The sequence below is a fragment of the Streptomyces sp. NBC_00690 genome (genome assembly GCF_036226685.1).
GTDB lineage: Bacteria > Actinomycetota > Actinomycetes > Streptomycetales > Streptomycetaceae > Streptomyces.
Map to the genome: position 1 here is coordinate 7150443 of NZ_CP109009.1, position 22194 is coordinate 7172636.

The window sequence follows — 22194 nt, forward strand, 5'->3', positions numbered from 1 at the left end:
CAGCAACGGGAGACACCGGGGTACGTGCGAGGACACGCCGGAAGGGGGGATACGCCGGGCGGTCAGGACGGCTCATGGGGCCGAGGTCGCACGCGCTGCACACCTGCCGGAACGGCGGTGGCACACGGTGTCTCAGACCTCAGACGAGCAACGTCCTTCTCCTCACGAGCGGCAATGGAACGGTCCCACCGTAAGAAGGGCCGGGTGGGACTGTCAATGCAATATCGATGCGCCCGGAGACCGAGTCGGTGCTGATCCGAATGAGCCGGCCGGTTGTACCCGGGTGGGTCGGCAGGGCGCGGGGCCGCCCTCCTCCCGGCTGGCTCGTGTCTGACGAAGGGCGTGTCCGCCGGCAGAGCAGGCAGGACGCGTCAGACATGGCCCAAGGGCTGGCCCGTACTGCCTGGCGCCCGCCGAGCATTGCGGGACAGCCCTCAGCGGCCGTTGCGCAGCAACTCGGAAAGGCCCTGGTCGAGGTTGAGGTACTGGTACTCCCGCCCCCAGGGCACCGCACCCTGCGCCCTTCGCAGGAATCGGCGCAGCTCACCGGTGCGCAGATGCACGATCGCCACCCCTTGGGGCGCACGGAACTCCACGGCCGTACGGTCGTAGCCGTACGGCCTTACGCGTACATCGCCGACTCCGGACGGTGCGCTGACCCCTGCCGCGAGCAGCTCTCGTCCAAAGGCCCAGGTGACCTCGGAGTCCTCCAAGGTCGCGGGCGCCGGGAAATGCATCCGAACGGCAAAAGGGTCTCTTGAGTCATAACGCAGCGTCACCGGGACGGTCGCCATGCGGGGCGCTGAAGCGACCAGACGCGCCTGGAGGGCCTGCTCGATGACGGTGACGGTCGACAAGAGAATGCTCCTTTGCACATGGTCGGCTCGCGCCTCACTCACAGGGGTGAAGACGTGGGAATCGGCCATCGCGTGCATCGTGGAGCTGCGTGAGTTGTGTCACCGATGCGCCGATCGGACTCGGGTGCGGCTGGCAGGGGCCTGGTCCTGCGTACACCGTCGCGCTCCGCTTCGGTCAACTGGTCAGTCCGTGCCGCAGCGGCCCGAATGGTCGCAGTACGGTTGGTTTTCGCTCGCTCCGCAGCCACAGAGAGTCACTCTGGTTTCCTGGCTGTCGCCCTCCTCCGACCGGACGATCAGATCGCCCCGGAGCACCAGTTGCCCCACTGCGGTGGTAGTGACCAGGGTGGGTCGGTCGGGCTCCTCGTCCGTGCCGTCGACGTACTGGTAGCGCAGGGCTCCGGAAGGGCAGCGGCGCACCACCTCGGCGACCTGGTCCGCCGGTGCGTCGTCCGGGGAGATCCAGGGGCGCCGTTCGAGGTCGAAGACCTCGGACAGGCCCCGGATGCACTCGGCGGCATGGAGACAGAGCCGGGGCGCAAAGGTCACGGTGATCTCCCGGCCGGTGTACTCCTTGGGCTGGGCCATGGTTCCAGCGTAGGAACGGGGGCCGCGGCCCGCACCCGGGAGCGCCCGCCGGCGAGGCCGGATCGCGCCCTGGACGGGCCGAGGCCGCTGGGCTAGCTTCCAGCGCCATGACCTCCATGGGGAAGACGAGACGGTTGGTGTCGATGGGGCTGGGTGCAGCCGTGCTCGCCGCCTTCCTGCTGACTCCGGCGCAAGCGGCGCCCGTCGGCAACGACCACCAGACCGCCAGCGGGCACGACGAGCGAACCCCACGCGCGACGATCTGGAGCCTGAAGGGCACCGGCACCGACGTACGGTTCCGCGGGCTCGCCGCGGTCAGCCGCACCACCGCCTGGGTAGCCGGTTCCAAGGGCACGGTGCTGCGCACTGCCGATGCCGGTCGCACCTGGCGAAACGTCTCACCACCAGGTGCCGAGGGGCTGGAGTTCCGCGATGTCGAGGCGTTCGACCAGCGCAGGGCAGTGGTACTCGCCATCGGGGAGGGCGAGGCGTCCCGCATCCTGCGCACCAGCGACGGCGGAGCCACCTGGTCCGAGTCCTTCCGCAACTCGGACCCGCGGGCCTTCTACGACTGCGTGACCTTCTTCGACAGCCGCCATGGACTCGCCCTGAGTGACCCGGTGGACGGCGCGTTCCGCATCCTCTCCACCCGCGACGGCGGACGCTCCTGGCGCGTGCTCCCCAGCGCCGGAATGCCCCCCGCCCAGCAGGGTGAAGCGGGCTTTGCGGCCAGCGGCCAGTGCCTGGTCAGCTCCGGCCCCCGCGATGCGTGGTTCGCGACCGGAGGAGGCGCGACGGCCAGGGTCTTCCACTCCGCCGACCGGGGCTTGACCTGGTCGGTCTCCGAATCCGGCGTCCCCGCCGCCGATCCCGCCCGGGGAGTGTTCGCCCTCGCCTTCCACGGCCGTGGACACGGCCTGGCGGTCGGCGGCGACTACCGCACCGGCCAGCCGTCGCCGCAGGCCGCCGCCGTGAGCCGGGACGGCGGACGGAACTGGCGGCCCTCGACGACCCCGCCGCCCGCCTATCGATCCGGTGTGACCTGGCTGCCCCGCACCTCGGTCGCGGCGCTCGCCGTCGGCCCGACCGGCACGGATCTGACCGTGGACGGAGGCAGGAACTGGCACACCGTCGACAACGGCTCGTACGACACCGTCGACTGCGCCGCGGACACCGGCTGCTGGGCTTCGGGGGAGAAGGGCAGGGTCGCCCGGCTGGAACCGTAGCGACCGAAGGCACCGAGACGACCTAAAGCACCGAGACGACCGAAAGCACCGAGGCGGTCGGGACCGAAGTGGGCGAAAGGCTCCGACCGCTGCCCGTGCCCGTGACCAACCAAGGCGGGGGCGAAGGCGCAGGACAGCCTCCGACCCGCCCTGGGCTAGGACCTGGGCTGCTGACGGTAGGGGGCGAGTTCCGGAACCGTCCGCGTGGCGATGAACTCCGTGATCCGGTACGCACACACCCCGCCGGTGGTGAAGGGGTCGTCCGCGGCGATCCTCTCGATCTGCTCACGGTCGTTGCCCACCGCCAGGATCACCCCGCCGTCGCGCGGGTCCTTCCGCCCGGACGCCAGGAAGACGCCCTTCTCGTACCAGGTGTTCAGCCAGGTCAGATGCGCGTCCATCAGCTCATCGGCCCGCTCCGAGCCACCCGTGTACGTCAACTCCAGTACGAACATGGCCGTCAGGCTACGCCACGGACTCATCGTGCACCGGGGCGGACGACGGTGTGGTGGCCGACTGGCAGGACTGTCGGTGCCGTGTGCTTCCATGCCCGTCATGGATGACTCACCCGGCATATGGATCACTGCGGTTCCGGCGTTCGACCCGGACGACATCGGTGTGCTGCTCGCCCTCGACGAGGGATCGGCCGACCCCGGTGAGCGCATGGTCTCCGTGCTGCTCAACCGCGGCCACGAGGGGGAGGAGGGAGTGTTCTACCTGCTGCCGCACGACCTGTCGGCACGGTACGAGCGCACCGGCGACCGGCTTGCGGTCAGCCTTATGGCCTCCCGGCAGGTGCTCCTCCACGATCTGGCCGATCACCCGGGCGGATTGGCTGAGCAGTTGGCCGACCTCCCGTGCGATGCCGCCGACGAGGATCGGGTGGCCCTGATACGCAGGGAGATCGCGACCGACTTCGTGCCCGCCGAAGTGGACGGTGACAAACAGGCCGTACTCCTCATCGACCACGCGGGACCGGCCGTGCTCGAAGAACTCTTCGCCCGGTTCGACGAGGGGGAGGCCGGTATCGCCGTCCTGAACGCCGATTGACCCGATTGACCCGATTGACCCGACTGGGCCCGGCTGAGCCCGACAGAAACCTCTGAACCGAGATCACCACAGCCCCTACGCTGAGGCGCACCATGAAGATCATTGACGTGCCCGCCGACTGGCCTGCCGACGAGAGCACCGCCCTGGCGGTTCAAGACGCACTGCGGGATCGACTCGTCCTGGACGAACCGGGACCGGAGCCCGGCACCGGACGCGTGACGGGCGTGGACGTGGCCTACGACGACGACCTCGATCTCGTCGCCGCGGCAGCCGTCGTCCTCGATGCCCGCACCCACACGGTCATCGAGGAGAGCACCGCGGTGTGCAGGGTCGCCTTCCCCTACGTACCCGGTCTCCTGGCCTTCCGGGAGATCCCCGCCGTACTCGGCGCGCTGGCCGCACTGGCGGGTGATCCGGGGCTGCTCGTGTGCGACGGCTACGGGCGGGCGCACCCACGGAGGTTCGGCCTCGCGAGCCATCTGGGCGTGGTGACGGGACTGCCCAGCATCGGTGTGGCCAAGAACCCGTTCGTCTTCAGCCATCCGGAACCCGGTCCGCACCGCGGCGATACGGCGCCCTTGATCGCCGACGACGGCGAGGAGGTCGGCCGCGCACTACGCACCCAGGACCGGGTGAAGCCCGTGTACGTATCGGTCGGACACCGGACCTCTCTCGACCACGCCTGCGCCCACACTCTCCGGTTGGCGTCCCGCTTCCGGCTTCCGGAGACCACACGCCGGGCCGATCGGCTCTGCCGCGATGCCCTTGCCGAGGCCGTCTCCTCCGTGGCTCCTACGGAGTCCGGCCGTGGTGTCTGAGCCCGAGCCGTGGTGTCTGAGCCCGCCCGGTCCGCGAGCGGCCGAGGTCTCAGCAGCGGGCCGCCACCCGAAAGCGGATGCCCGCCGTCTGGAGCCGTTCCAACAACGCGTCGCCCATGGCGACCGCCGGTGTCAGCTGTCCCGAGCGGTTCGGCAACGGGTCGAAGGCCAGCGACAGCGCGGACTCCGCGAAGATCTTCGCCGTCTCGTCGTAGCCAGGGTCTCCCCCCGACACCTCCGTGTAGACCTTCCGCCCGCCTCCCTCGCCCACGAAGCGCACCGAGAACCAACTCCTGGCCCGACGCTCCTCGGTGGGACCATCGCCCGGTTTGACCACCGTCGAGAACCACCTTCGGGCCGCGGGGAGTTGGGCGAGCCCCACCAGGGTGCCCACGGCGGCCACCCCGCCCAGGGCCACCGGGAGCGAGTTCACCGCCGCGTAGTGCCGGTAGCGGAAGTCCGGGCCGTAGCGGGGGAGCGCACGGGCCGAACGCGCGACGATCTGCGGATCGATCAGCGGTAGCGGCAGCGCCCAGGCGCCCGTTTCCCGACTGAACCGGGGACCCCCCATCGGCGACCGGGCCCGTCGCCCCACCAGCCGCGGCTCGTGCAACCTGCGCTCCCGCGCAGCCTGCAACGACTGCCTTGCCCGACCCAGCACATTGAGTGCCGATGCGAGGGTGCCGCCGGAGAACGCGGCACGGGTACGAACGAACCCGTCCACCTTCAACGGCACGCCTTCGGGAAGCTCGCGGACGGTGAAGTAGACACCGAGATCGTGTGGCACGGAGTCGAACCCGCAGGCGTGGACCAGTCGGGCGCCGGTCTCCCGGGCCCGCGCATCGTGGCGCACGAACATCAGATCGACGAACTCCGGCTCCCCGGTGAGGTCGAGGTAGTCGGTGCCGGCATCGGCGCAGGCGGCCACCAACCGTTCCCCGTGCCAGAGGTAGGGGCCGACGGTCGATGCCACCACCCTCGCGGAGGCGGCGAGTTCACCGATCGCCCGGGTGTCGTCAGACGCCGCCACGATGAGGGGGAGCTCTGCACACTCGGGATGCTGTACGGAGAGGGAATCGCGCAGTTGTTCAAGTTTCTGTCGATTGCGGCCGGCAATGGCCCAGCGGCATCCCTCGGGTGCGTGTCGGGCGAGGTAACGGGCGGTGAGTTCGCCGACGAACCCGGTCGCTCCGAAGATCACGATGTCATGGGGACGCACTGTGCCGCCGGTCCCGTTCTGGCTGTTCACTGGTTCCTCCGCCCTCGCGCCGGTGTCCACGGCAGCCGAGGCTAGCGTGGACGCGTGGACCGAAAGAAGACGGGCTTGCCGTGGGCGATCCGGGCTCTGTCGGAGCCGGGCGGCGGCACCCGGTCGGGTCCGTCGAAGAGACGCGCCCGGCGCCCGGGCGGGAACCTTGTCACGAGTGGAACGCGTTCTTACCATCACCGATGTCGCATCAGTTCTGTCATACCTTCGCATCTGTCATATCCGTTCCATCTACTGCTGGGAGCCCGATGACGGCCACGCCCGAGCCGACCCGCATGGCGGCACACACCCACGGACCGCTCACGGGCGTGCGCGTGGTGGAACTCGCGGGCATCGGCCCCGGGCCGTTCGCCGCCATGCTGCTGGCTGACCTCGGAGCCGATGTGGTCCGCGTCGACCGACCCGGCGGTGCGGGGCTGGCCATCGACCCGGCGTACGACCTCACCAATCGCAACAAGCGGTCCGTGCTCATCGATCTGAAGACCGAGCAGGGCGTCGTTCAGGTCCTCGACCTGGTGGAGCGCGCGGACATCCTGATCGAGGGATACCGGCCGGGAGTCGCCGAACGGCTCGGCGTCGGACCCGCCGAATGCCTCGCGCGCAACCCCCAACTGGTCTACGGCCGGATGACCGGATGGGGCCAGGACGGGCCGCTCGCCGAACGAGCCGGCCACGACCTCTCCTACATCGCCGTCACCGGCACCCTCGGCATGATCGGCAAACCCGACGAGCCCCCGGTCGCGCCGGCCAACATCCTCGGTGACTACGCGGGCGGCTCGCTCTACCTGGTGATCGGAGTGCTGGCCGCACTGCAACACGCCCGTACGGGAACGGGCCGGGGCCAAGTCGTCGATGCCGCCATCGTCGACGGCGCGAGCCACCTCTCCACCATGATCCACGCCATGATGGCGGCCGGAGGCTGGCAGGACCGCCGCGGCAGCAATCTGCTGGACGGCGGCTGCCCCTTCTACGGCACATACGAGACCGCCGACGGCGAGTACATGGCAGTCGCCCCGTTGGAGCAGCAGTTCTACCGAGAGTTCATCGGACTGCTCGGCGTCGAGGGCGAGGTGCCCGCCCGCAAGGACTTCGCGCGCTGGGGCGAACTGCGCGAGGCCATCGCCGCCCAGTTCAAGACGCGCACCCGTGACCAGTGGACGCTGGTCTTCGAAGGCAGCGACGCCTGTGTCGCACCGGTTCTCTCCCTCCGGGAAGCGCCCGCGCACCCGCACCTCGCCGCCCGTGGCACCTTTGTCGACCACCTCGGGGTCGTGCAGCCGGCCCCCGCCCCCCGATTCTCGGCGACGCCCGGCGCGGTGCGCACCGGGCCCGCCCTGCCCGGCGCCGATACGGAGGCGGTGGCCCGGGACTGGGGTGTTCCCGGTCTCCGGACCTCAGCGGCTCCGAGCTAGCCGACGGTAGGCGACCGCCCGCGACCCGTACCTCCGAAAGGCTGTTGACGTGAGTACCGAAGCGTATGTGTACGACGCGATCCGCACTCCTCGCGGACGCGGCAAGGCCGACGGAGCGCTCCACGGCACCAAACCGATCGACCTCGTCGTCGGACTGATCCGGGAGGTCCGTCGCCGCCACCCCTCGCTCGACCCGGCGGCGATCGACGATGTCGTGCTCGGCGTGGTCGGGCCGGTCGGTGACCAGGGTTCCGACATCGCCCGGATCGCCGCCATCGCCGCCGGGCTCCCCGACACGGTCGCCGGGGTACAGGAGAACCGCTTCTGTGCTTCGGGTCTGGAAGCGGTCAACATGGCGGCGATGAAGGTCCGCTCGGGCTGGGAGGACCTGGTCCTCGCCGGCGGCGTCGAGTCCATGTCCCGGGTGCCGATGGCATCGGACGGCGGCGCCTGGTTCGCCGACCCGATGACCAATCACACGGTCGGCTTCGTCCCCCAGGGCATCGGGGCCGACCTCATCGCCACCATCGAGGGCTTCTCCCGCCGCGACGTCGACGAGTACGCCGCACTCTCCCAGGAGCGCGCCGCCCAGGCATGGAAGGCCGGCCGCTTCGACCGGTCGATCGTCCCGGTCCGCGACCGCAACGGCCTCGTCGTCCTCGACCGCGACGAACACATGCGCCCCGGCACCACCGCCGACTCCCTCGCCGCGCTCAAGCCGGCCTTCGCCGGCATCGGCGACCTCGGTGGCTTCGACGCGGTGGCACTCCAGAAGTACCACTGGGTCGAACAGATCGACCATGTGCACCACGCGGGCAACTCGTCCGGCATCGTGGACGGCGCGGCCCTGGTGGCGATCGGGTCGCGCGCCATCGGCGAACGGTACGGACTCACCCCACGGGCGCGGATCGTCTCCGCCGCCGTCTCCGGGTCGGAACCGACCATCATGCTCACGGGTCCGGCGCCCGCCACCCGCAAGGCGCTCGCCAAAGCCGGGCTCACCATCGAAGACATGGACCTCATCGAGATCAACGAGGCGTTCGCCGGGGTGGTCCTGCGCTTCGCCCGCGATCTGGACCTGTCCTTGGACCGGATCAACGTCAATGGCGGCGCCATCGCCCTGGGGCATCCGCTCGGCGCGACGGGAGCGATGATCCTCGGCACCCTCATCGACGAACTGGAGCGCCAGGACAAGCGGTACGGACTGGTCACCCTGTGCGTCGGCGGTGGCATGGGCATCGCGACCGTGGTGGAACGCATCTAGGCGTCCCCGGCCGAGCCCCATCGGGGCCACGGGCATCTCGTGAGCAACGCAGCAGATGCCCGTCCCCGGACCAGTTGACCAGCCGTCCAGCCCCCCAGGATTCCAAGGACCCGCCATGACCGAGAGCACCGAGAGCACCAACAGCACTCAGAGCACCGAGAACGCCCCTGTGATCCGTTGGGAACGGGACGGCACCGGTGTCGTCACCCTCGTCCTCGACGATCCCCACCAGTCCGCCAACACCATGAACCAGGCGTTCCGACAAGCGATCTCCGCCATCGCCGACCGGGCCGAAGCGGAACGAGACTCGATCCGGGGGATCATCGTCACCTCCGCCAAGAAGACCTTCTTCGCCGGCGGCGACCTCAAGGACCTCCTCCGGGCGGGACCTGCGGATGCACAGCAGATCTTCGACGCCGGAATGTCCGTCAAACAGGCGCTGCGCAGAATCGAGACCCTCGGCAAACCCGTCGTGGCGGCCATCAACGGAGCAGCGCTCGGCGGCGGCTACGAAATCGCCCTCGCCTGCCACCACCGCATCGCGCTCGATGCTCCCGGCTCCCGGATCGGACTGCCCGAAGTCACTCTGGGGCTGCTTCCCGGCGGTGGGGGCATCACCCGGACCGTCCGGCTGTTCGGCGTCGCGGACGCCCTGCTCAAACTGCTCCTCCAGGGCACCCAGTACACCCCCGCACGGGCTCTGGAGAACGGCTTGGTCCACGAAGTCGCCACCTCGGTGCAGGACATGACGGCCAGGGCCCACGCCTTCATCGACGCCCATCCCGAGTCACACCAGCCCTGGGACATCAAGGGGTACAAGATCCCCGGTGGCACTCCCTCCAACCCGCGGTTCGCCGCGGACCTCCCGGCGTATCCGGCGAACCTCAAGAAGCAGACGGGGGGCGCCCCCTTCCCTGCGCCGCGCAACATCCTCGCGGCGGCCGTGGAAGGCTCCCAGGTCGGCTTTGAGACCGCACAGACCATCGAGGCGCGCTACTTCACCGAACTCGTCGTCGGACAGACCGCGAAGAACATGATCCAGGCCCTGTTCTTCGATCTCCAGGCGGTGAATTCCGGTGCCAGCAGGCCGCGGGGCATCGAGCCCCGGCCGGTCCGCAAGGTGGCGGTCCTCGGGGCGGGCATGATGGGTGCGGGCATCGCCTACTCCTGTGCCCGGGCCGGGATCGACGTCGTCCTCAAGGACGTGTCACTCGACGGCGCCCGCAACGGCAAGGCGTACGCGGAGCGACTGTTGGCCAAGGTGCTCTCCCGCGGCCGGACCACCGAGGCCAAACGGGACGCTCTGCTGGCACGCATCACTCCCACTGCGGATCCGGCCGACCTCGCCGGCTGTGACGCGGTGATCGAGGCCGTCTTCGAGGACACCGCGCTCAAGCACCAGGTGTTCCAGGAGATCCAGGACATCGTCGCCCCGGACGCCCTGCTGTGTTCCAACACCTCGACCCTGCCGATCACCCTCCTGGCCAAAGGGGTCGAGCGGCCCGCGGACTTCACCGGGCTCCACTTCTTCTCACCCGTCGACAAGATGCCCCTCGTGGAGATCATCAGGGGTGAGCACACCGGTGATCCGGCGCTGGCCCGCGCCTTCGACCTCGTACGCCAACTCGGGAAGACGCCGATCGTCGTCCAGGACTCCCGGGGGTTCTTCACCTCGCGGGTCATCGGCCGGTTCATCAATGAAGGCGTCGCCATGGTCGGAGAGGGCATCGACCCCGCATCCGTCGAACAGGCTGCGGCGCAGGCCGGATACCCCGCCAAGGTCCTCTCCCTGATGGACGAACTGACGTTGACACTGCCTCGAAGGATCCGTGAGGAGACCCGGCGCGCGGTTGAGGAGTCGGGCGACCGTTGGATCGCGCACCCCGCCGACGAGGTCATCGACCGGATGGTCGACGAGTTCGGCCGCACCGGACGCAGCACGGGAGCGGGTTTCTACGAGTACGAGAACGGGCGGCGCACCCACCTCTGGCCCGGTCTGCGGACCCACTTCACCCGAACCGATGTGGATGTGCCCTTCGAGGACATGCAGGAGCGGATGCTCTTCGCCGAAGCGCTGGACTCGGTGCGTTGTGTGGAAGAGGGCGTCCTGACGTCCGTCGCCGACGCCAACATCGGCTCCATCATGGGCATCGGATTCCCGGCCTGGACGGGCGGCGTACTCCAGTACATCAACGGGTACGCCGGTGGCGTCCCCGGCTTCCTGGCGCGCTCGCGGGAGCTGGCTGCCCGCTATGGCGTGCGCTTCGAGCCCCCCGCGTTGCTGGTGGCGAAGGCCGAGCGGGGGGAGACATTCACCGACGGGCGTTGATCGGCCGGTCGCATCCGGAGCGAGGGATGCCACAGCGCTCGCTCCGGGGTTCTGCTCAGGCGGATTGTCAGTGGTGGCTCGTACGGTGGATGCATGTCCGGGATCGTGTACGTACGGGGAGATGCCACCGCGCCACAGGGCAAGGGGATCAAGCTGATCGCCCATGTCTGCAATGACCTGGGTGGCTGGGGCAAGGGGTTCGTGGTGGCGCTTTCGCGCCGCTGGCCGGAGCCGGAGGCGTCCTATCGCCGCTGGCACCGGGAGCGTGCGGGGAATGACTTTGGACTCGGGGCGGTGCAGTTCGTTCAGGTGGGCCCGTATCTCTGGGTGGCCAACATGGTGGGGCAGCGCGGGATGAAGCGTGGGAGCAAGGGGTCTCCCGTTCGCTATGACGCCATTGACACGGCCCTTGCAGCCGTGGCCGAGGAGGCTGTGGAGCGCGGGGCGAGTGTCCATATGCCGCGGATCGGTACGGGGCTTGCGGGAGGAGTCTGGTCCCGGGTCGAGCCCTTGATCGTCGAGCGTCTGATCGCACGGAACATATCGGTCACGGTGTACGACCACGACGGCTGATGAGGCGTCATACCGCGCTCGACCGACGGGGGGTGGATGCGGGTGCCCCCGACGGCAGCCGGGGGCACCCACATCCGCGGAATGTTCACGTCGGTCAGTAGACCGCCACGCCGTAGACGCTCAGTGCTTCGGTCACCGGCTGGTGGAGGGCCGAGCCGTTGGTGCCCCGACAGCCGGAGCTTCCTGAGTGGATGCCGAGGGCGGTCGAGCCGGAGAAGTGTGCACCTCCGCTGTCGCCACCTGCTGAGCAGGCCGTCGTCCGCACCAGACCGTAGACGGGCCCGTCGCTGTAGTTCACGGTGACGTTCACTGCGGTGACGGATCCGCTGGTCAGCTGGGTCGTCGAACCGCTCTTCTGGATGGCCTGCCCGACGATGGCGTCGGCGGCGGACGTGATGTCCTGGAAGGTGCCGTTGTACAGGTTGACGGTCCCCTCGGCCTGGGAGTTGTCCGTGTAGCGGATGATCCCGTAGTCGTTGGTCGGGTAGCTGGTGCCCTCACGGGTTCCCACCTCGGGACCACCGCTGCTCGTGGCCCAACTGGCGGCGATGTTGGTGCAGTGTCCGGCGGTGAGGAAGGAACGCACCCCGTCCTTGACCACGTTGAAGGCGGCCGAGCAGCGGTAGCCCGAGGACCAGATGGCGTCCCCGCCCGCCAGTTCCTTGTTGAAGACTCCGGGAACCCTCTTGACCCTCACCGCGTCGCCCAGACCGCTGGCCACCGTGTTGAGCAGGGCGATGGAGCGCTCGGACACGGACTCGTCCGCTTCCACGGCGACCTGATTGGTCGACGGATCGATGCCCCAGGAGGTGCCGGTGATCTTCGCCTGCTCCTCCAGGACCGCCATGGCGGCCTCCAGCTGGGCCGTGCTGCGCTTGACCACCTGTGCGCGAGTGCCCGTCCTGCGCACCTGCTCGGCTGATGTCTCGTCGGTGACGGCGACCACCAGTTCGCCAGTCGTCGAGTCCAGATAGGAGCCGGCCGCGTGTTCACCCAGGGATTTCTCCAGCCGGGAATCGAGGGCGTACGTACCGGTGGAGGCCGTGACCCCGGGGGAGGGTTCGGGCTCTGCGGCGGCAGCGGACGCGCTGCCGAGGCCGATTGCAGGGACCGTGAGCAGGACGGACAGACAGATGCGCGCGCCGAGCGAGCGTCTCATGGAGGGCTCTCCTTGTGCTGATGTCCCGTGAGAAGGGACTGACTGATCGGCAGTTTGTCTTGAATATTGTGTTTTTAGGTGAATTTGGGTTCGTGTCTCTCCGGGATGGCTGGAGTGCTCGCCCCTCGGCCTGCTTGCCCCGCCTGGTGAAAGCCGGGTGGTCGGGCGGGGTGAACCCCTGGGTGATCCGGATGGGGTGGGGCGGCGCGGAGGCCATGGAACGCATCTGGCCGGCTTTGGCCCTTGGCGCGCCGGCTATTCTGTGGTGATAACCCCAAGGGGGTTATGGTGGGGTTACTAGTCGACCCGAGGGGTGCCCGATGCCGAAGATCAACGTCTATCTGCCCGACGAACTGGCCGAAGCGGTGAAGGAGGTGGGTGTGCCCGTGTCGGCCGTGTGCCAGCGGGCCCTGGAACAGGCCGTGCGGCGGCTGACCGCCATTCGCGAGACGGTCGTGGCCGACCTCGACAAGGAGCCCACCGGCGCGTTGGCGCACTTCACCGCGAGGACGCGCGCCGTGCTCGAACTGGCGGTGGAGCGGGCGCGGGAGGCCGGTGCACCGAGGATGGGTACCGAGCACCTGCTCGGCGCCCTGCTGGACGAGGGCACCAACCTGGCCCTCCAGGTACTGCGCGCCATGGAGATCGAGCCCGAGCAGGTCGGGCGGGATCTGAGCCGCCGACAGCCCGACCGGTCGGAGATCGCCGTGGCGGACGGCGATCCGCGCCGGTTCGACGGGCCCGCGGCCACCGCGCTGGAGTTGGCGGTCACGGAAGCAACCGCACTCGGCCATAACTACATCGGGTGCGAGCATCTGCTGCTCGGTCTGGCCGTGGAACCCGACGGGGTGGCCGGGCAGGTCCTACGGGCGCTCGGCGCGGAACCCAAGCTCGTCCGACGGGCCGTCACCGCCGCTCTCGCGGGCTATGTCCATCTGCGAGCGGAGAGCGGTCAGGGGCGACAGATGGCGTCCACGGACGTACGGGAAGCGCTCGCCGCGGCCGTTCGGGCGGAACTCGAACCGTTGAATCGACGCATCGCCCGATTGGAGGAGCACCTTGAGCTGAACCCCGAAGGCTGAGCGCCGTGTTCGGCCGCGGCCGTGGTAAGCAGCCCACGCGGAAGCGGTGCTACCGCCGATGTCTCCTCCCGCTGTGGCGGCGGTTGCTCGTGCTGCTCGTCCTGGTCCTCATCGTGTGCGGCGGCCTGTGGTGAGGGGTGTCGATGCCCGCGATCGGCGATCCGCCGGCCCCTGTCGGCACCCAGAACCCTCCCGGGTGCACACAGTGAGGACTGAGGGGCATGGCCTCGGAGCAGAGAGTTTCTAGGGACGCGGCTGGCTGAGGACGCAGAACTCGTTGCCCTCGGGATCCGCCAGGACGACCCACGGCTGATCACCCTGGCCGATGTCAGTACGCCGTGCGCCATGAGCCAGCAGACGAGCCACCTCGGCTTCCTGGTCGTCGGGCCTGAAGTCGAGGTGCAGTCGGCTCTTGGCCTTCTTGCTCTCATAGATGCGGACGAACTCCAACCCGGGCAGACGATCCGGTGCCGGGCGGATCTCGAACTCGTCATCGGAGGAGTGGACCACGACCCACCCAAGGGCCTCGGCCCACCACTGCCCCAATGCTGTTGGATCCACCGAGTGGACGACTACCTGTTCCCATTGCAAGGTCATCCGCGGAGCTTAGACCTGCCGGGGCTTCGATGACACGCGCCAAAACGTCGCACACTGCCTCCAGTACGGGAAAGACCTGAGGTCTCCCGCTCGGGGCGCCCTCGTGTACTGCTTCCGTGTGAACGTGACCGGCTGTTTCGGACACGGACCGAACACCTTCCCGCCATCACCCGGGGATGATGGGACCTTGTGGCGGAACCGCAGGGGGAAACCGACCAACTGCCCCTGGTGTGAACGGTTCCCGCGCGAGTCGAACGGGTAGGCGAGAACCATGAACGAGAATCTGCTGCCGTTCGATATTGGACCACTCAATCCCAGCGGCTATCAGATTCTGGTCGGTCTGCTGTCCTTCGCCATCGTCTATGTGCTGCTTGCCCGCTGGGTGTTGCCCCGGGCCGCGGACATCATCAGCAGGCGGGAACAGGCCACCCACGGAGTTGCCGCCGAGGCCGAGCGAGTGCGTGCCGAGGCGGAGGAGGTCCGCGCGGAGCGTGATGCCATTCTGGCCGAGGCGCGCCACGAGGCCGCCCGTACGCGCCAGAAGGCCCATGAAGACGGCCTGGCGTTGATCGACGCCGCCCGGGCCGAGGGTCAGCGGGAGCGGGCGCGCATCCTGGCCGAGGGCGCTGTGGAGATCGAGGCCGCACGAGCCGTCGCCGAAGCCGAGTTGCGCGCCGATGTGGATCTCTGGGGCCTGGCCATGGCCGAGCGGGTCGTGGGCGAAGCGTTGGTGACCGGCCCGACGGACGGCGACGCCCGCCCGCCCCAGCACTGAACTGACCCTGGGGCGGTCTGCCGGGCGTGCTGATCAGCGCGTACGGAGATTCGCCATCAGCGTGTCGTGATGGTGTCGCACTGCTTCCAGGGCGGCCGGGGCGTCCGCGGCCTCGATCGCCGCCATGATCGGCTCATGAAGGGCGATGAGTCGCTCGGCCTCTCCGGGCGCGAGCCAGGGGGGCATGCTCTGGGCCCTGACCCATGGCTCGTACTCGTAGCGAATGACGGCCGTGTGCACCGACTCGTAGATGGACGCGAGAAACGGATTGCCCGAGTGGCGCACGATCGTCGCGTGGAAGACGGTGTCCGCCGCGATCCAGGCGGAGACGTTTCCCGAGCTCTCCCGAAGCCGTTCGAACGCCGCGCGGACATCGTCGAGTCCGTCGGGGACGCCCGGGTCCAGTCGGGACGAGCGCTCGCGCAGGGCACCGATCGCCTCCTGTACGCCGACGGTCTCCAGCCAGAGCCGTAGTTGGGCGAGGTGGGGGATCGACTGTCGGTCGAGATCGAGCATCAGCCCCACCGTCGCGGTCATCACCCGGTCGGGTCGATGCACGACGTAGGCGCCGGAACCGGGACGGATCTCCACCAGCCCCATCAGGGAGAGGGTGCGCAGCGCCTGACTCACCGTGGGACGACTGGTGCCGAACCGGACGGCCAACTCGCGTTCGGCGGGCAGTCGGGTGTCCTCGGCGAGGTCCTCGCTGATGATGAACTCGCGGATCTGATCGGCGACCCGATCGGACAGGGGGCGCACGGCAAGGGGTCGCACGGGCTGGAGGTTCACGGCGGGATCGGTGCGCGAGGCCCCACCGCGCCTCCTGCGTTTGGGCCGCTCTGCCGCCTTGGCCTCGGGCGTGCCGGGCGGTGTGGTGTCGCCGTGCTCCATGGACCCCTCCGACTCATTGGGCGCATTCCCCCGTCGGGTGCCTTCCGACGCTGCTTCTGCGGTGCCACCGGCCGTGGCTCTTTCGGGTCGCCGCGGGGCTCGTGGGGAGACCACGTGCCCCGATGGCGAGTGGTTGCCCAAGGGGGCGAGCGTGTCTGCGCCGACCGAGGGTGCACCGGTGTCCGGAGCCACCTCCCGGTGGTCAGGTCCCGGGGCGCGGGTTTCTGACACGGCTCTGCCTCCTTCGGGACGCGGACCCTGTGGCCCGGTGGCCAGGCCACTTTGCCACATCGCGACTTCCTCCTCGAACGTGACGGATTGGGCATGGACCCATTTGCGCCACGCGCCTATATTGGCTAATTGGCTAAGCCAATGCCTTTTTCCTGCTGAGGAGTCCCATGGAACTGCGCGTCGCCCTCGACCACTGCCCCACCGAAATGCTCATCGGGGGTGCCTGGCGTCCCTCGTCCGACGGGCGCCGCATCGAGGTCCACGATCCCGCCGCCGCCATGCCGATCGCCCAGGTGGCCTCCGCCACCACGGAGGACGCCGTCGCCGCGGTCGACGCAGCGGAGCAGGCCCTGCCCGGATGGGCCGCCACTCCCGCGCGCCAGCGCTCCGCCGTCCTGCGGCGCGCCTATGAGCTGATGACCGAGCGGTCGGAGTTCTTCGCCACCCTGATCAGCGCCGAGAACGGCAAGGCCCTGCCCGACGCCCGGGCCGAGGTCGCCTATGCCGCGGAGTTCTTCCGCTGGTACTCCGAGGAGGCGGTACGTCTGGCGGGCACCGTTCAGCATGCCCCCGCCGGCGGCTACCGGATACTCGTCGACCGCGCGCCCATCGGCGTCGCCGTGCTGGTCACCCCGTGGAACTACCCCGCTGCGATGGCGACCCGCAAGATCGGGCCCGCGCTGGCCGCCGGGTGCTCGGTCGTTCTGAAGCCCGCCAGCGACACCCCTTTGACCGCGCTGGCCATCGGTGCCCTCATGGCCGAGGCCGGCACGCCCGACGGGGTGGTCAATGTGGTCCCCGCGGACCGCTCCGGAGCCGTCGTCACCGCCATGCTTGAGCACCGGGCCGTACGGAAGCTCTCCTTCACCGGCTCCACCGAGGTCGGCCGGCGGCTTCTGCACGGCGCGGCCGACCGGGTCCTGAGCACCTCCATGGAACTCGGTGGCAATGCACCCTTCCTGGTTCTGGAGGACGCTGACCTCGACGCCGCCGTCCAGGGCGCCATGCTCGCCAAGATGCGCAACGGCGGTGAAGCCTGCACGGCCGCCAACCGCTTCTACGTCCATGAGTCCGTGGCCGAGGAGTTCGGCATCCGGCTCGCCGCCGCGATGGGCTCCCTGCGCATGGGGCCCGGACTGGAGAAGGACACCGAGGTCGGACCGCTGGTGAACGCCGAAGCACAGGCCAAGGTCGCCGAACTCGTCGACGACGCGGTGGCGCGCGGCGCCAGGGTGCGCACCGGCGGGCGCATCCCGGACCGCATCGGCTACTACTACGAGCCCACCGTCCTCGACGAGGTGGCCCCCGGCTCCGCCATCCTGGACGAGGAGATCTTCGGACCGGTGGCCCCGCTCGTCAGGTTCCGCGACGAGGCCGAGGCGATCCGGCTCGCCAACGCCACCGAGTACGGCCTCGTGTCCTACGTCTACACCCGCGATCTTCGCCGGGGCCTCGCGGTCTCCGGTGCACTGGAGACCGGAATGGTCGGGCTGAACCGCGGCATCGTCTCCGACCCGGCCGCCCCCTTCGGAGGCGTCAAGCAGAGCGGGCTGGGTCGCGAAGGCGGGCACGAGGGGATCCTTGAATACACCGAGACCAAGTACATCGCCACTGACTGGTAGTCGCCCGCTTCGCGAGCGCACCACCGGAAGGGGCAGGCCCATCATGGGGGGTGGGCCTGCCCCTTCGGCGTGCTCGCTGCTGTGATGCCGCTTACGGGCAACACACGAGTCCGGCACATCACATGAGTCCGGCAGCCGATCCCGCAGCGCAGTGGGGAACATGAGGTTCTGCCCGCGCTGGCAGCCGCAGGGGTCGCGACGGGCATCGGTGTGCACCCCCTGAGACCAGGCCGCCCCAGGCCCAACGCCACGTCCTCACCTCAGAGACCTGCGGTGTCCAACTCCACCCACACGGTCTTGCCGCTCGGTGGATGGGGTCGGGCACCCCATCGATCGGCGAGCGCCGCGACCATCAGCAGGCCGCGTCCCGACTCCGACTCCGCTTCCGTATGCCGTTCGTCCGTCGACGTCGCGGTTCGGGGAAGCGCCCGGTCGCCTCGGGCGTCGGTGACCTCCAACAGCAGTACGCCACGGGTCATGTCCCACCGCAGCGCGACCCGGAATCCGCGCCCACGCACCCACGCATGGACTGCCGCGTTGGTGGCCAACTCGGCAACGACGGCCTCCGCCCGGTCCCTGATGTCGTTCGCCACCTCCCAGCGGTCCAGTGTTGCGGCGGTGACTCGCCGGGCGAGTCGGGCGCTCCTGGCAGTGCAAGGGAACCTCTTGGAGAACACACGTACGGTGACGGCGCATTGAGGCGCTGTGAAGTGCATGGCTGCCACCATGCCGCTGGGTCCAAGGTCCCGACCAGGGGTGATCCTGGTACGCGCACATCGCGTACGCGACTGTTCGATGGACAGTACGCCCCTTGGTCCAACACGCTGGGTGAGTGATGCTCAGGGGCGGAACGGCCCCGTTCATGGCCCCGGAGGTGTGGCGTATGACCGTGGACGAGACGGACACGACGGCGGGTGACTGGGAGCGGGAGCCTGATCCTTCGGACAGTCTGCGGACCTTCGGTGCGGTCGTCCAGGCATTACGGGAACACGCGGGCATCAGCCGCGAGGAGTTCGGGGCGCGCGTCCGGTACTCGAAGCACACGGTGGCATCGGTGGAACTCGGCCGCCGGATGCCGGATCCCGCCTTTGTGGAGAGGGCCGAAGAACTCCTGGGAAACACGGGTGCACTGCGCAAGGCGGCCAGGCACCTGACGAGGAGCGAGCCCGGGTTGGCCGTTTGGTTCCGTCGATGGGCCAGATTGGAGAGGGCGGCCGTCAGTCTGTGCACCTACGAATGCCGTCTGGTGCCAGGGTTGTTGCAGTCGGAGGGGTACATGAGGGTCCTCTGCGACAACGACATCCCGCCGATGACCGACATCGACGTGGAGACAACGGTTCGGGCTCGTCTTGAGCGCCAACTCCTGCTGGTTGAAAAGCCACATGCGATCTTTGACTTCATCGTTGAGGAGGCGGTGTTTGCTCGGTGCCTCGGCGGTCTGGACGTGACGCGCGAGTTGCTCGACCACGTTCTTTCCTCGATTGCGCGGCGGAACGTCGTCCTTCAGGTCATGCCGATGCAGAGCGAGCACCACGCCTGCATGGCAGGGCCGATCCAACTCCTGGAGGCAGCTGACGGTCAACGACGTGCCTACGTAGAAGGGCAGGAAAGCGGACGGCTCATCGCTGACCGGAAAGAGGTCGGGAAGTTGTCCCTGCGCTATGCAAGACTGCGCTCGCAGGCTCTCTCCCCGAAAGACTCGTTGGGTCTGCTGGAGCGGATGCGAGGAGGGCTATGAGTCCGGTCGAGCGTTGCTGGTTCAGGTCGAGTTACAGCAGTGCGCAGGGCGACAGCTGTGTGGAGGTCGCCGTTGTGGAGCAGGTGGTGTGTGTGCGGGATTCCAAGGATGTGGAGCGTCCGTGGTTCGCCGTTGGGCGGGTGGGCTGGGTGCGTTTCGTGCGGTTCGCAGCCGAAGGCGTGTGACCGCGATCCGGTTGCATACGGCCGGAAGTCCGATGTGACCGGACCGGGTGGTGCGCCCCGGTCCGGTCACGTGGATGACCGCCGCGTGCGCACCCTCGCAGGACAGGGGAGCGCTGGTACGCACACGGCGGTCGGTTCGGTGGGAGACGTCCGTTACTCGGCTTGCTCGGAGTCTCCGTCACGCATGCCGGCGGCCCGCGCCTCCACCTCGTACAGGGCGGCGTAGTCCTGCTCGGCGAAGCCGTGGCCGATCGCAGTCTGGATCAGCTGGTGGACCATGCTGCTCACCGGCAGCGGGACCTCCAACTGACGGGCGGCGCCGAGGCCGAGGTCGAAGTCCTTGCGCAGCATCTTGTTGTTGAAGGTGGGCGTGTAGTCGCGCTCGACCAGCGCCCGGCCCTTGTGCTTGATGAAGGTCGACCCGAGCACCGAGCCGTTGATGAAGTCCACGAACGCGGCCTTCGGCACGCCGCCCTTCTCGGCGAGCGTGGTGACCTCCACCAGCGCCTGGGTGATCATGCCGAGCATCAGGTTGTGACAGATCTTCACCAGTCGGCTCTGCTCGCCCGGTCCGGCGTGGACCACGGTGGGGGCGATCATCTCCAGGTAGGGCGCCACCCGGTCGTAGGTCTCCCGCGGCCCGGAGGCCACGATCGCGCCCCGGCCGTCCGCGACCATGGCCGGGTTGCCACTGATGGGAGAGGCCAGGAAGGCGACGCCGGCGGCCTCGGCAGCAGCGCGCACCTCGGCCGACGCCTCGGCGGAGACGGTCGAACAGTCGACGATGACCTGCGGCAGCTTCTTTGCCCGCAGCAGACCGCCCTCACCGGTGGTGACCGTGATCAGGTCCGCGCTCGCGGAGACCATCACGAAGACGATGTCCACATCCGCCAGGTCCGTGATGGAGTCGACCGCCTTGGCGCCCTTCTCCACCAGGGGTGCGGTCTTCGACGCCGTACGGTTCCATACGGAGACGTCCGAGCCGCCGTCCAGCAGGGCGCCGGCCATCACCGTGCCCATACGACCGGTGCCGAGCCAACCGAGCCGCTCACCGCGGGTTCCGCTCATTGTTTGTACCCTTTCGATCTTTGCTTGCAAGAAAATGCTCATGTTGGAAACTGTGCTCAATATGGGTCATATCTGAGCGAAATTCATGATGTTCGTCAGTGACCCACGGCCGTGGCGATGGTCTGGGCGATCCGCTCCCCCGAGGGGAGTCGCCCGTCCCTTCGACGCGCCCGGGGGTCTCGCCGTGGATCAGTACTTGTTGGCGATGAACAACTCGTCGGCCGGGAAGCGGGTCAGGATCTCCACGCCGGACGCGGTGACCACGACCTCTTCCTCGATCCGGGCCGCGGACACCCCGTCAGCCGCCGGGCAGTAGGTCTCCAGGGCGAAGACCATGCCCTCCTCGATCAGCATCGGGTTCTCCAACGAGGTCAGCCGGCTGATGATGGGCCGCTCGTGCAGCGCCAGACCCAGACCGTGGCCGAAGAGCAGACCGAACGCCGTCTTCTCGTCCTGGACACCGATCTCCTCCGCGGTCGGCCACAACCGGGCCACATCGGCGGTGGACACACCGGGCTTGATCGCCTGGATCGCGATGTCCATCCACTCCCGGGCACGCGAGTAGGCGTCGTGCTGCACCTGGGTCGCCCGGCCGACGTTAAACGTGCGGTAGTAGCAGGTCCGGTAGCCGTTGTACGAGTGCATGATGTCGAAGAACGCCTGGTCACCCGGGCGGATGATGCGGTCCGAGAAGTTGTGCGGATGCGGGTTGCAGCGCTCGCCCGAGACCGCGTTGATCGACTCGACGTCGTCCGAACCCATCTCGTACAGCCGCTTGTTGGCCAGCGCCACGATCTCGTTCTCACGCACACCGGGCTTCAGCGCCTCGGTGATGTCGTGGTAGGTGCCGTCCACCATGGCCGCGGCCATGGACAGCAGCGTGATCTCGTCGCGGTTCTTGATCTGGCGGGCGTCCAGCATCACCTGCTGGCCGTCCCGGACGTCGACGCCCTGCCGGACGAGCTCCGAGTGCAGGGGTATGTCGAGGATGTCCACACCGATGGGCATGCCGCCCACACCCGCCGCAGCGAGCCGGTCCTTGATCTCGGTGATGGCCTTGGTCATCAGCCCCGCGTCCGGCGGCACGGCGCCGCGCATGGTCGTCCAGGACGACAGACAGTTCTCGGGCTTCATCCACGGCGCGTACATCCGGTTGTGCACCGCAGCCGAGCCGAAGTCCCAGAGGACGACCTCGCCGGTGCGGGTGTAGATGGCGTACCGCGACAGCTTTTCGCGGGTCCACTCGCCGATCGAGATGCCCGTCAGATAGCGGATGTTGTTGTTGTCGAACACCAACACCGCGCCCAGTTCGCTCTCCTCCAGCGCCTGCTGGATGCGGGAGGTGCGGTAGGAACGCAGCCGCTCGAAGTTGACGCGCTCCTCGAAGTCGACCATGCCGTGGCCGGGCGCGGGAGCTATGGGCAGCGCCGGGATGGGGAGGGAACCGCTCATGATGGATCTC

General features: G+C 68.6%; 22 protein-coding genes. 12 read left to right on the forward strand and 10 right to left on the reverse strand.

Annotation, left to right across the window (positions count from 1 at the left end):
• Positions 1 to 434: 434 nt before the first annotated feature.
• A complete protein-coding gene (locus tag OID54_RS31150) occupies positions 435 to 794 on the reverse strand; it encodes an SsgA family sporulation/cell division regulator (protein WP_329027886.1) in 360 nt (119 codons plus the stop codon).
• A 246-nt stretch (positions 795 to 1040) separates the two neighbouring features.
• On the reverse strand, positions 1041 to 1445 hold the full coding sequence (locus OID54_RS31155) for a (4Fe-4S)-binding protein (RefSeq protein WP_329024982.1): 405 nt from the start codon (positions 1443 to 1445) through the stop codon (positions 1041 to 1043).
• Positions 1446 to 1561: 116 nt separating this feature from the next.
• On the opposite strand from OID54_RS31155, the gene OID54_RS31160 reads away from it, so the two are divergent.
• Positions 1562 to 2671: a WD40/YVTN/BNR-like repeat-containing protein gene (locus OID54_RS31160; RefSeq protein WP_443055704.1), complete on the forward strand. Its 1110-nt coding sequence runs from the start codon at positions 1562 to 1564 to the stop codon at positions 2669 to 2671.
• A gap of 155 nt (positions 2672 to 2826) precedes the next feature.
• On the opposite strand, the gene OID54_RS31165 is transcribed toward OID54_RS31160, so the two are convergent.
• Complete coding sequence (locus OID54_RS31165) at positions 2827 to 3126, reverse strand: YciI family protein (RefSeq protein WP_329024986.1); 300 nt, start codon at positions 3124 to 3126, stop codon at positions 2827 to 2829.
• Positions 3127 to 3226: 100 nt separating this feature from the next.
• On the opposite strand from OID54_RS31165, the gene OID54_RS31170 reads away from it, so the two are divergent.
• Together OID54_RS31170 and OID54_RS31175 are read left to right on the forward strand one after the other, a co-directional pair.
• Complete coding sequence (locus OID54_RS31170) at positions 3227 to 3721, forward strand: hypothetical protein (RefSeq protein ID WP_329024987.1); 495 nt, start codon at positions 3227 to 3229, stop codon at positions 3719 to 3721.
• Between the two features lie 92 nt (positions 3722 to 3813).
• On the forward strand, positions 3814 to 4539 hold the full coding sequence (locus OID54_RS31175; protein WP_329024989.1) for an endonuclease V: 726 nt from the start codon (positions 3814 to 3816) through the stop codon (positions 4537 to 4539).
• 49 nt (positions 4540 to 4588) lie between these two features.
• On the opposite strand, the gene OID54_RS31180 is transcribed toward OID54_RS31175, so the two are convergent.
• Entirely contained in the window at positions 4589 to 5788 is a 1200-nt protein-coding gene (locus tag OID54_RS31180) for a saccharopine dehydrogenase family protein (protein WP_329024991.1), read from the reverse strand.
• Between the two features lie 266 nt (positions 5789 to 6054).
• On the opposite strand from OID54_RS31180, the gene OID54_RS31185 reads away from it, so the two are divergent.
• The 4 genes from OID54_RS31185 (at position 6055) to OID54_RS31200 (ending at position 11384) form a co-directional block, all read left to right on the forward strand.
• Entirely contained in the window at positions 6055 to 7218 is a 1164-nt protein-coding gene (locus OID54_RS31185) for a CaiB/BaiF CoA transferase family protein (RefSeq protein ID WP_329024993.1), read from the forward strand.
• A 49-nt stretch (positions 7219 to 7267) separates the two neighbouring features.
• Entirely contained in the window at positions 7268 to 8482 is a 1215-nt protein-coding gene (locus OID54_RS31190) for an acetyl-CoA C-acetyltransferase (RefSeq protein ID WP_329024994.1), read from the forward strand.
• 115 nt (positions 8483 to 8597) lie between these two features.
• Complete coding sequence (locus OID54_RS31195) at positions 8598 to 10811, forward strand: 3-hydroxyacyl-CoA dehydrogenase NAD-binding domain-containing protein (RefSeq protein WP_329024995.1); 2214 nt, start codon at positions 8598 to 8600, stop codon at positions 10809 to 10811.
• A 93-nt stretch (positions 10812 to 10904) separates the two neighbouring features.
• Positions 10905 to 11384, forward strand: coding sequence for an Appr-1-p processing protein (locus OID54_RS31200; protein ID WP_329024997.1), 480 nt, complete (start codon positions 10905 to 10907; stop codon positions 11382 to 11384).
• A gap of 94 nt (positions 11385 to 11478) precedes the next feature.
• Here the strand turns inward: OID54_RS31200 and OID54_RS31205 are convergent, their stop codons facing one another.
• Positions 11479 to 12543 (reverse strand): S1 family peptidase, encoded by a 1065-nt coding sequence (locus tag OID54_RS31205; RefSeq protein WP_329024998.1) that lies wholly within the window; start codon positions 12541 to 12543, stop codon positions 11479 to 11481.
• A gap of 320 nt (positions 12544 to 12863) precedes the next feature.
• Between OID54_RS31205 and OID54_RS31210 the strand changes: the two genes are divergently transcribed.
• Positions 12864 to 13625, forward strand: coding sequence for a Clp protease N-terminal domain-containing protein (locus tag OID54_RS31210; protein ID WP_329025000.1), 762 nt, complete (start codon positions 12864 to 12866; stop codon positions 13623 to 13625).
• Between the two features lie 243 nt (positions 13626 to 13868).
• Here the strand turns inward: OID54_RS31210 and OID54_RS31215 are convergent, their stop codons facing one another.
• Complete coding sequence (locus OID54_RS31215) at positions 13869 to 14222, reverse strand: VOC family protein (RefSeq protein WP_329025002.1); 354 nt, start codon at positions 14220 to 14222, stop codon at positions 13869 to 13871.
• A gap of 271 nt (positions 14223 to 14493) precedes the next feature.
• On the opposite strand from OID54_RS31215, the gene OID54_RS31220 reads away from it, so the two are divergent.
• Positions 14494 to 14997, forward strand: a complete 504-nt coding sequence (locus tag OID54_RS31220) for a F0F1 ATP synthase subunit B family protein (protein WP_329025004.1) — start codon at positions 14494 to 14496, stop codon at positions 14995 to 14997.
• A 33-nt stretch (positions 14998 to 15030) separates the two neighbouring features.
• Here OID54_RS31220 and OID54_RS31225 read toward each other — a convergent pair whose 3' ends face one another.
• Complete coding sequence (locus OID54_RS31225) at positions 15031 to 15888, reverse strand: FadR/GntR family transcriptional regulator (RefSeq protein WP_329025006.1); 858 nt, start codon at positions 15886 to 15888, stop codon at positions 15031 to 15033.
• Positions 15889 to 16286: 398 nt separating this feature from the next.
• Here OID54_RS31225 and OID54_RS31230 point away from each other — a divergent pair, with 398 nt between their 5' ends.
• Positions 16287 to 17741, forward strand: coding sequence for an NAD-dependent succinate-semialdehyde dehydrogenase (locus OID54_RS31230; RefSeq protein WP_329025008.1), 1455 nt, complete (start codon positions 16287 to 16289; stop codon positions 17739 to 17741).
• A 260-nt stretch (positions 17742 to 18001) separates the two neighbouring features.
• On the opposite strand, the gene OID54_RS31235 is transcribed toward OID54_RS31230, so the two are convergent.
• Positions 18002 to 18457 carry an ATP-binding protein gene (locus OID54_RS31235; protein ID WP_329025010.1) on the reverse strand — a complete coding sequence of 152 codons (456 nt, stop codon included), beginning with the start codon at positions 18455 to 18457 and terminating at the stop codon, positions 18002 to 18004.
• A gap of 167 nt (positions 18458 to 18624) precedes the next feature.
• Between OID54_RS31235 and OID54_RS31240 the strand changes: the two genes are divergently transcribed.
• Together OID54_RS31240 and OID54_RS31245 are read left to right on the forward strand one after the other, a co-directional pair.
• Complete coding sequence (locus OID54_RS31240) at positions 18625 to 19479, forward strand: helix-turn-helix domain-containing protein (RefSeq protein WP_329025012.1); 855 nt, start codon at positions 18625 to 18627, stop codon at positions 19477 to 19479.
• A complete protein-coding gene (locus OID54_RS31245) occupies positions 19476 to 19664 on the forward strand; it encodes a DUF397 domain-containing protein (protein ID WP_329025014.1) in 189 nt (62 codons plus the stop codon). The genes OID54_RS31240 and OID54_RS31245 overlap by 4 nt, the downstream gene beginning before the upstream one ends.
• 153 nt (positions 19665 to 19817) lie before the next feature.
• Here OID54_RS31245 and OID54_RS31250 read toward each other — a convergent pair whose 3' ends face one another.
• Both OID54_RS31250 and OID54_RS31255 read right to left on the reverse strand, forming a co-directional pair.
• A complete protein-coding gene (locus tag OID54_RS31250; protein WP_329025016.1) occupies positions 19818 to 20732 on the reverse strand; it encodes an NAD(P)-dependent oxidoreductase in 915 nt (304 codons plus the stop codon).
• 189 nt (positions 20733 to 20921) lie between these two features.
• Positions 20922 to 22184: a M24 family metallopeptidase gene (locus OID54_RS31255; protein ID WP_329025018.1), complete on the reverse strand. Its 1263-nt coding sequence runs from the start codon at positions 22182 to 22184 to the stop codon at positions 20922 to 20924.
• Positions 22185 to 22194: the final 10 nt, after the last annotated feature.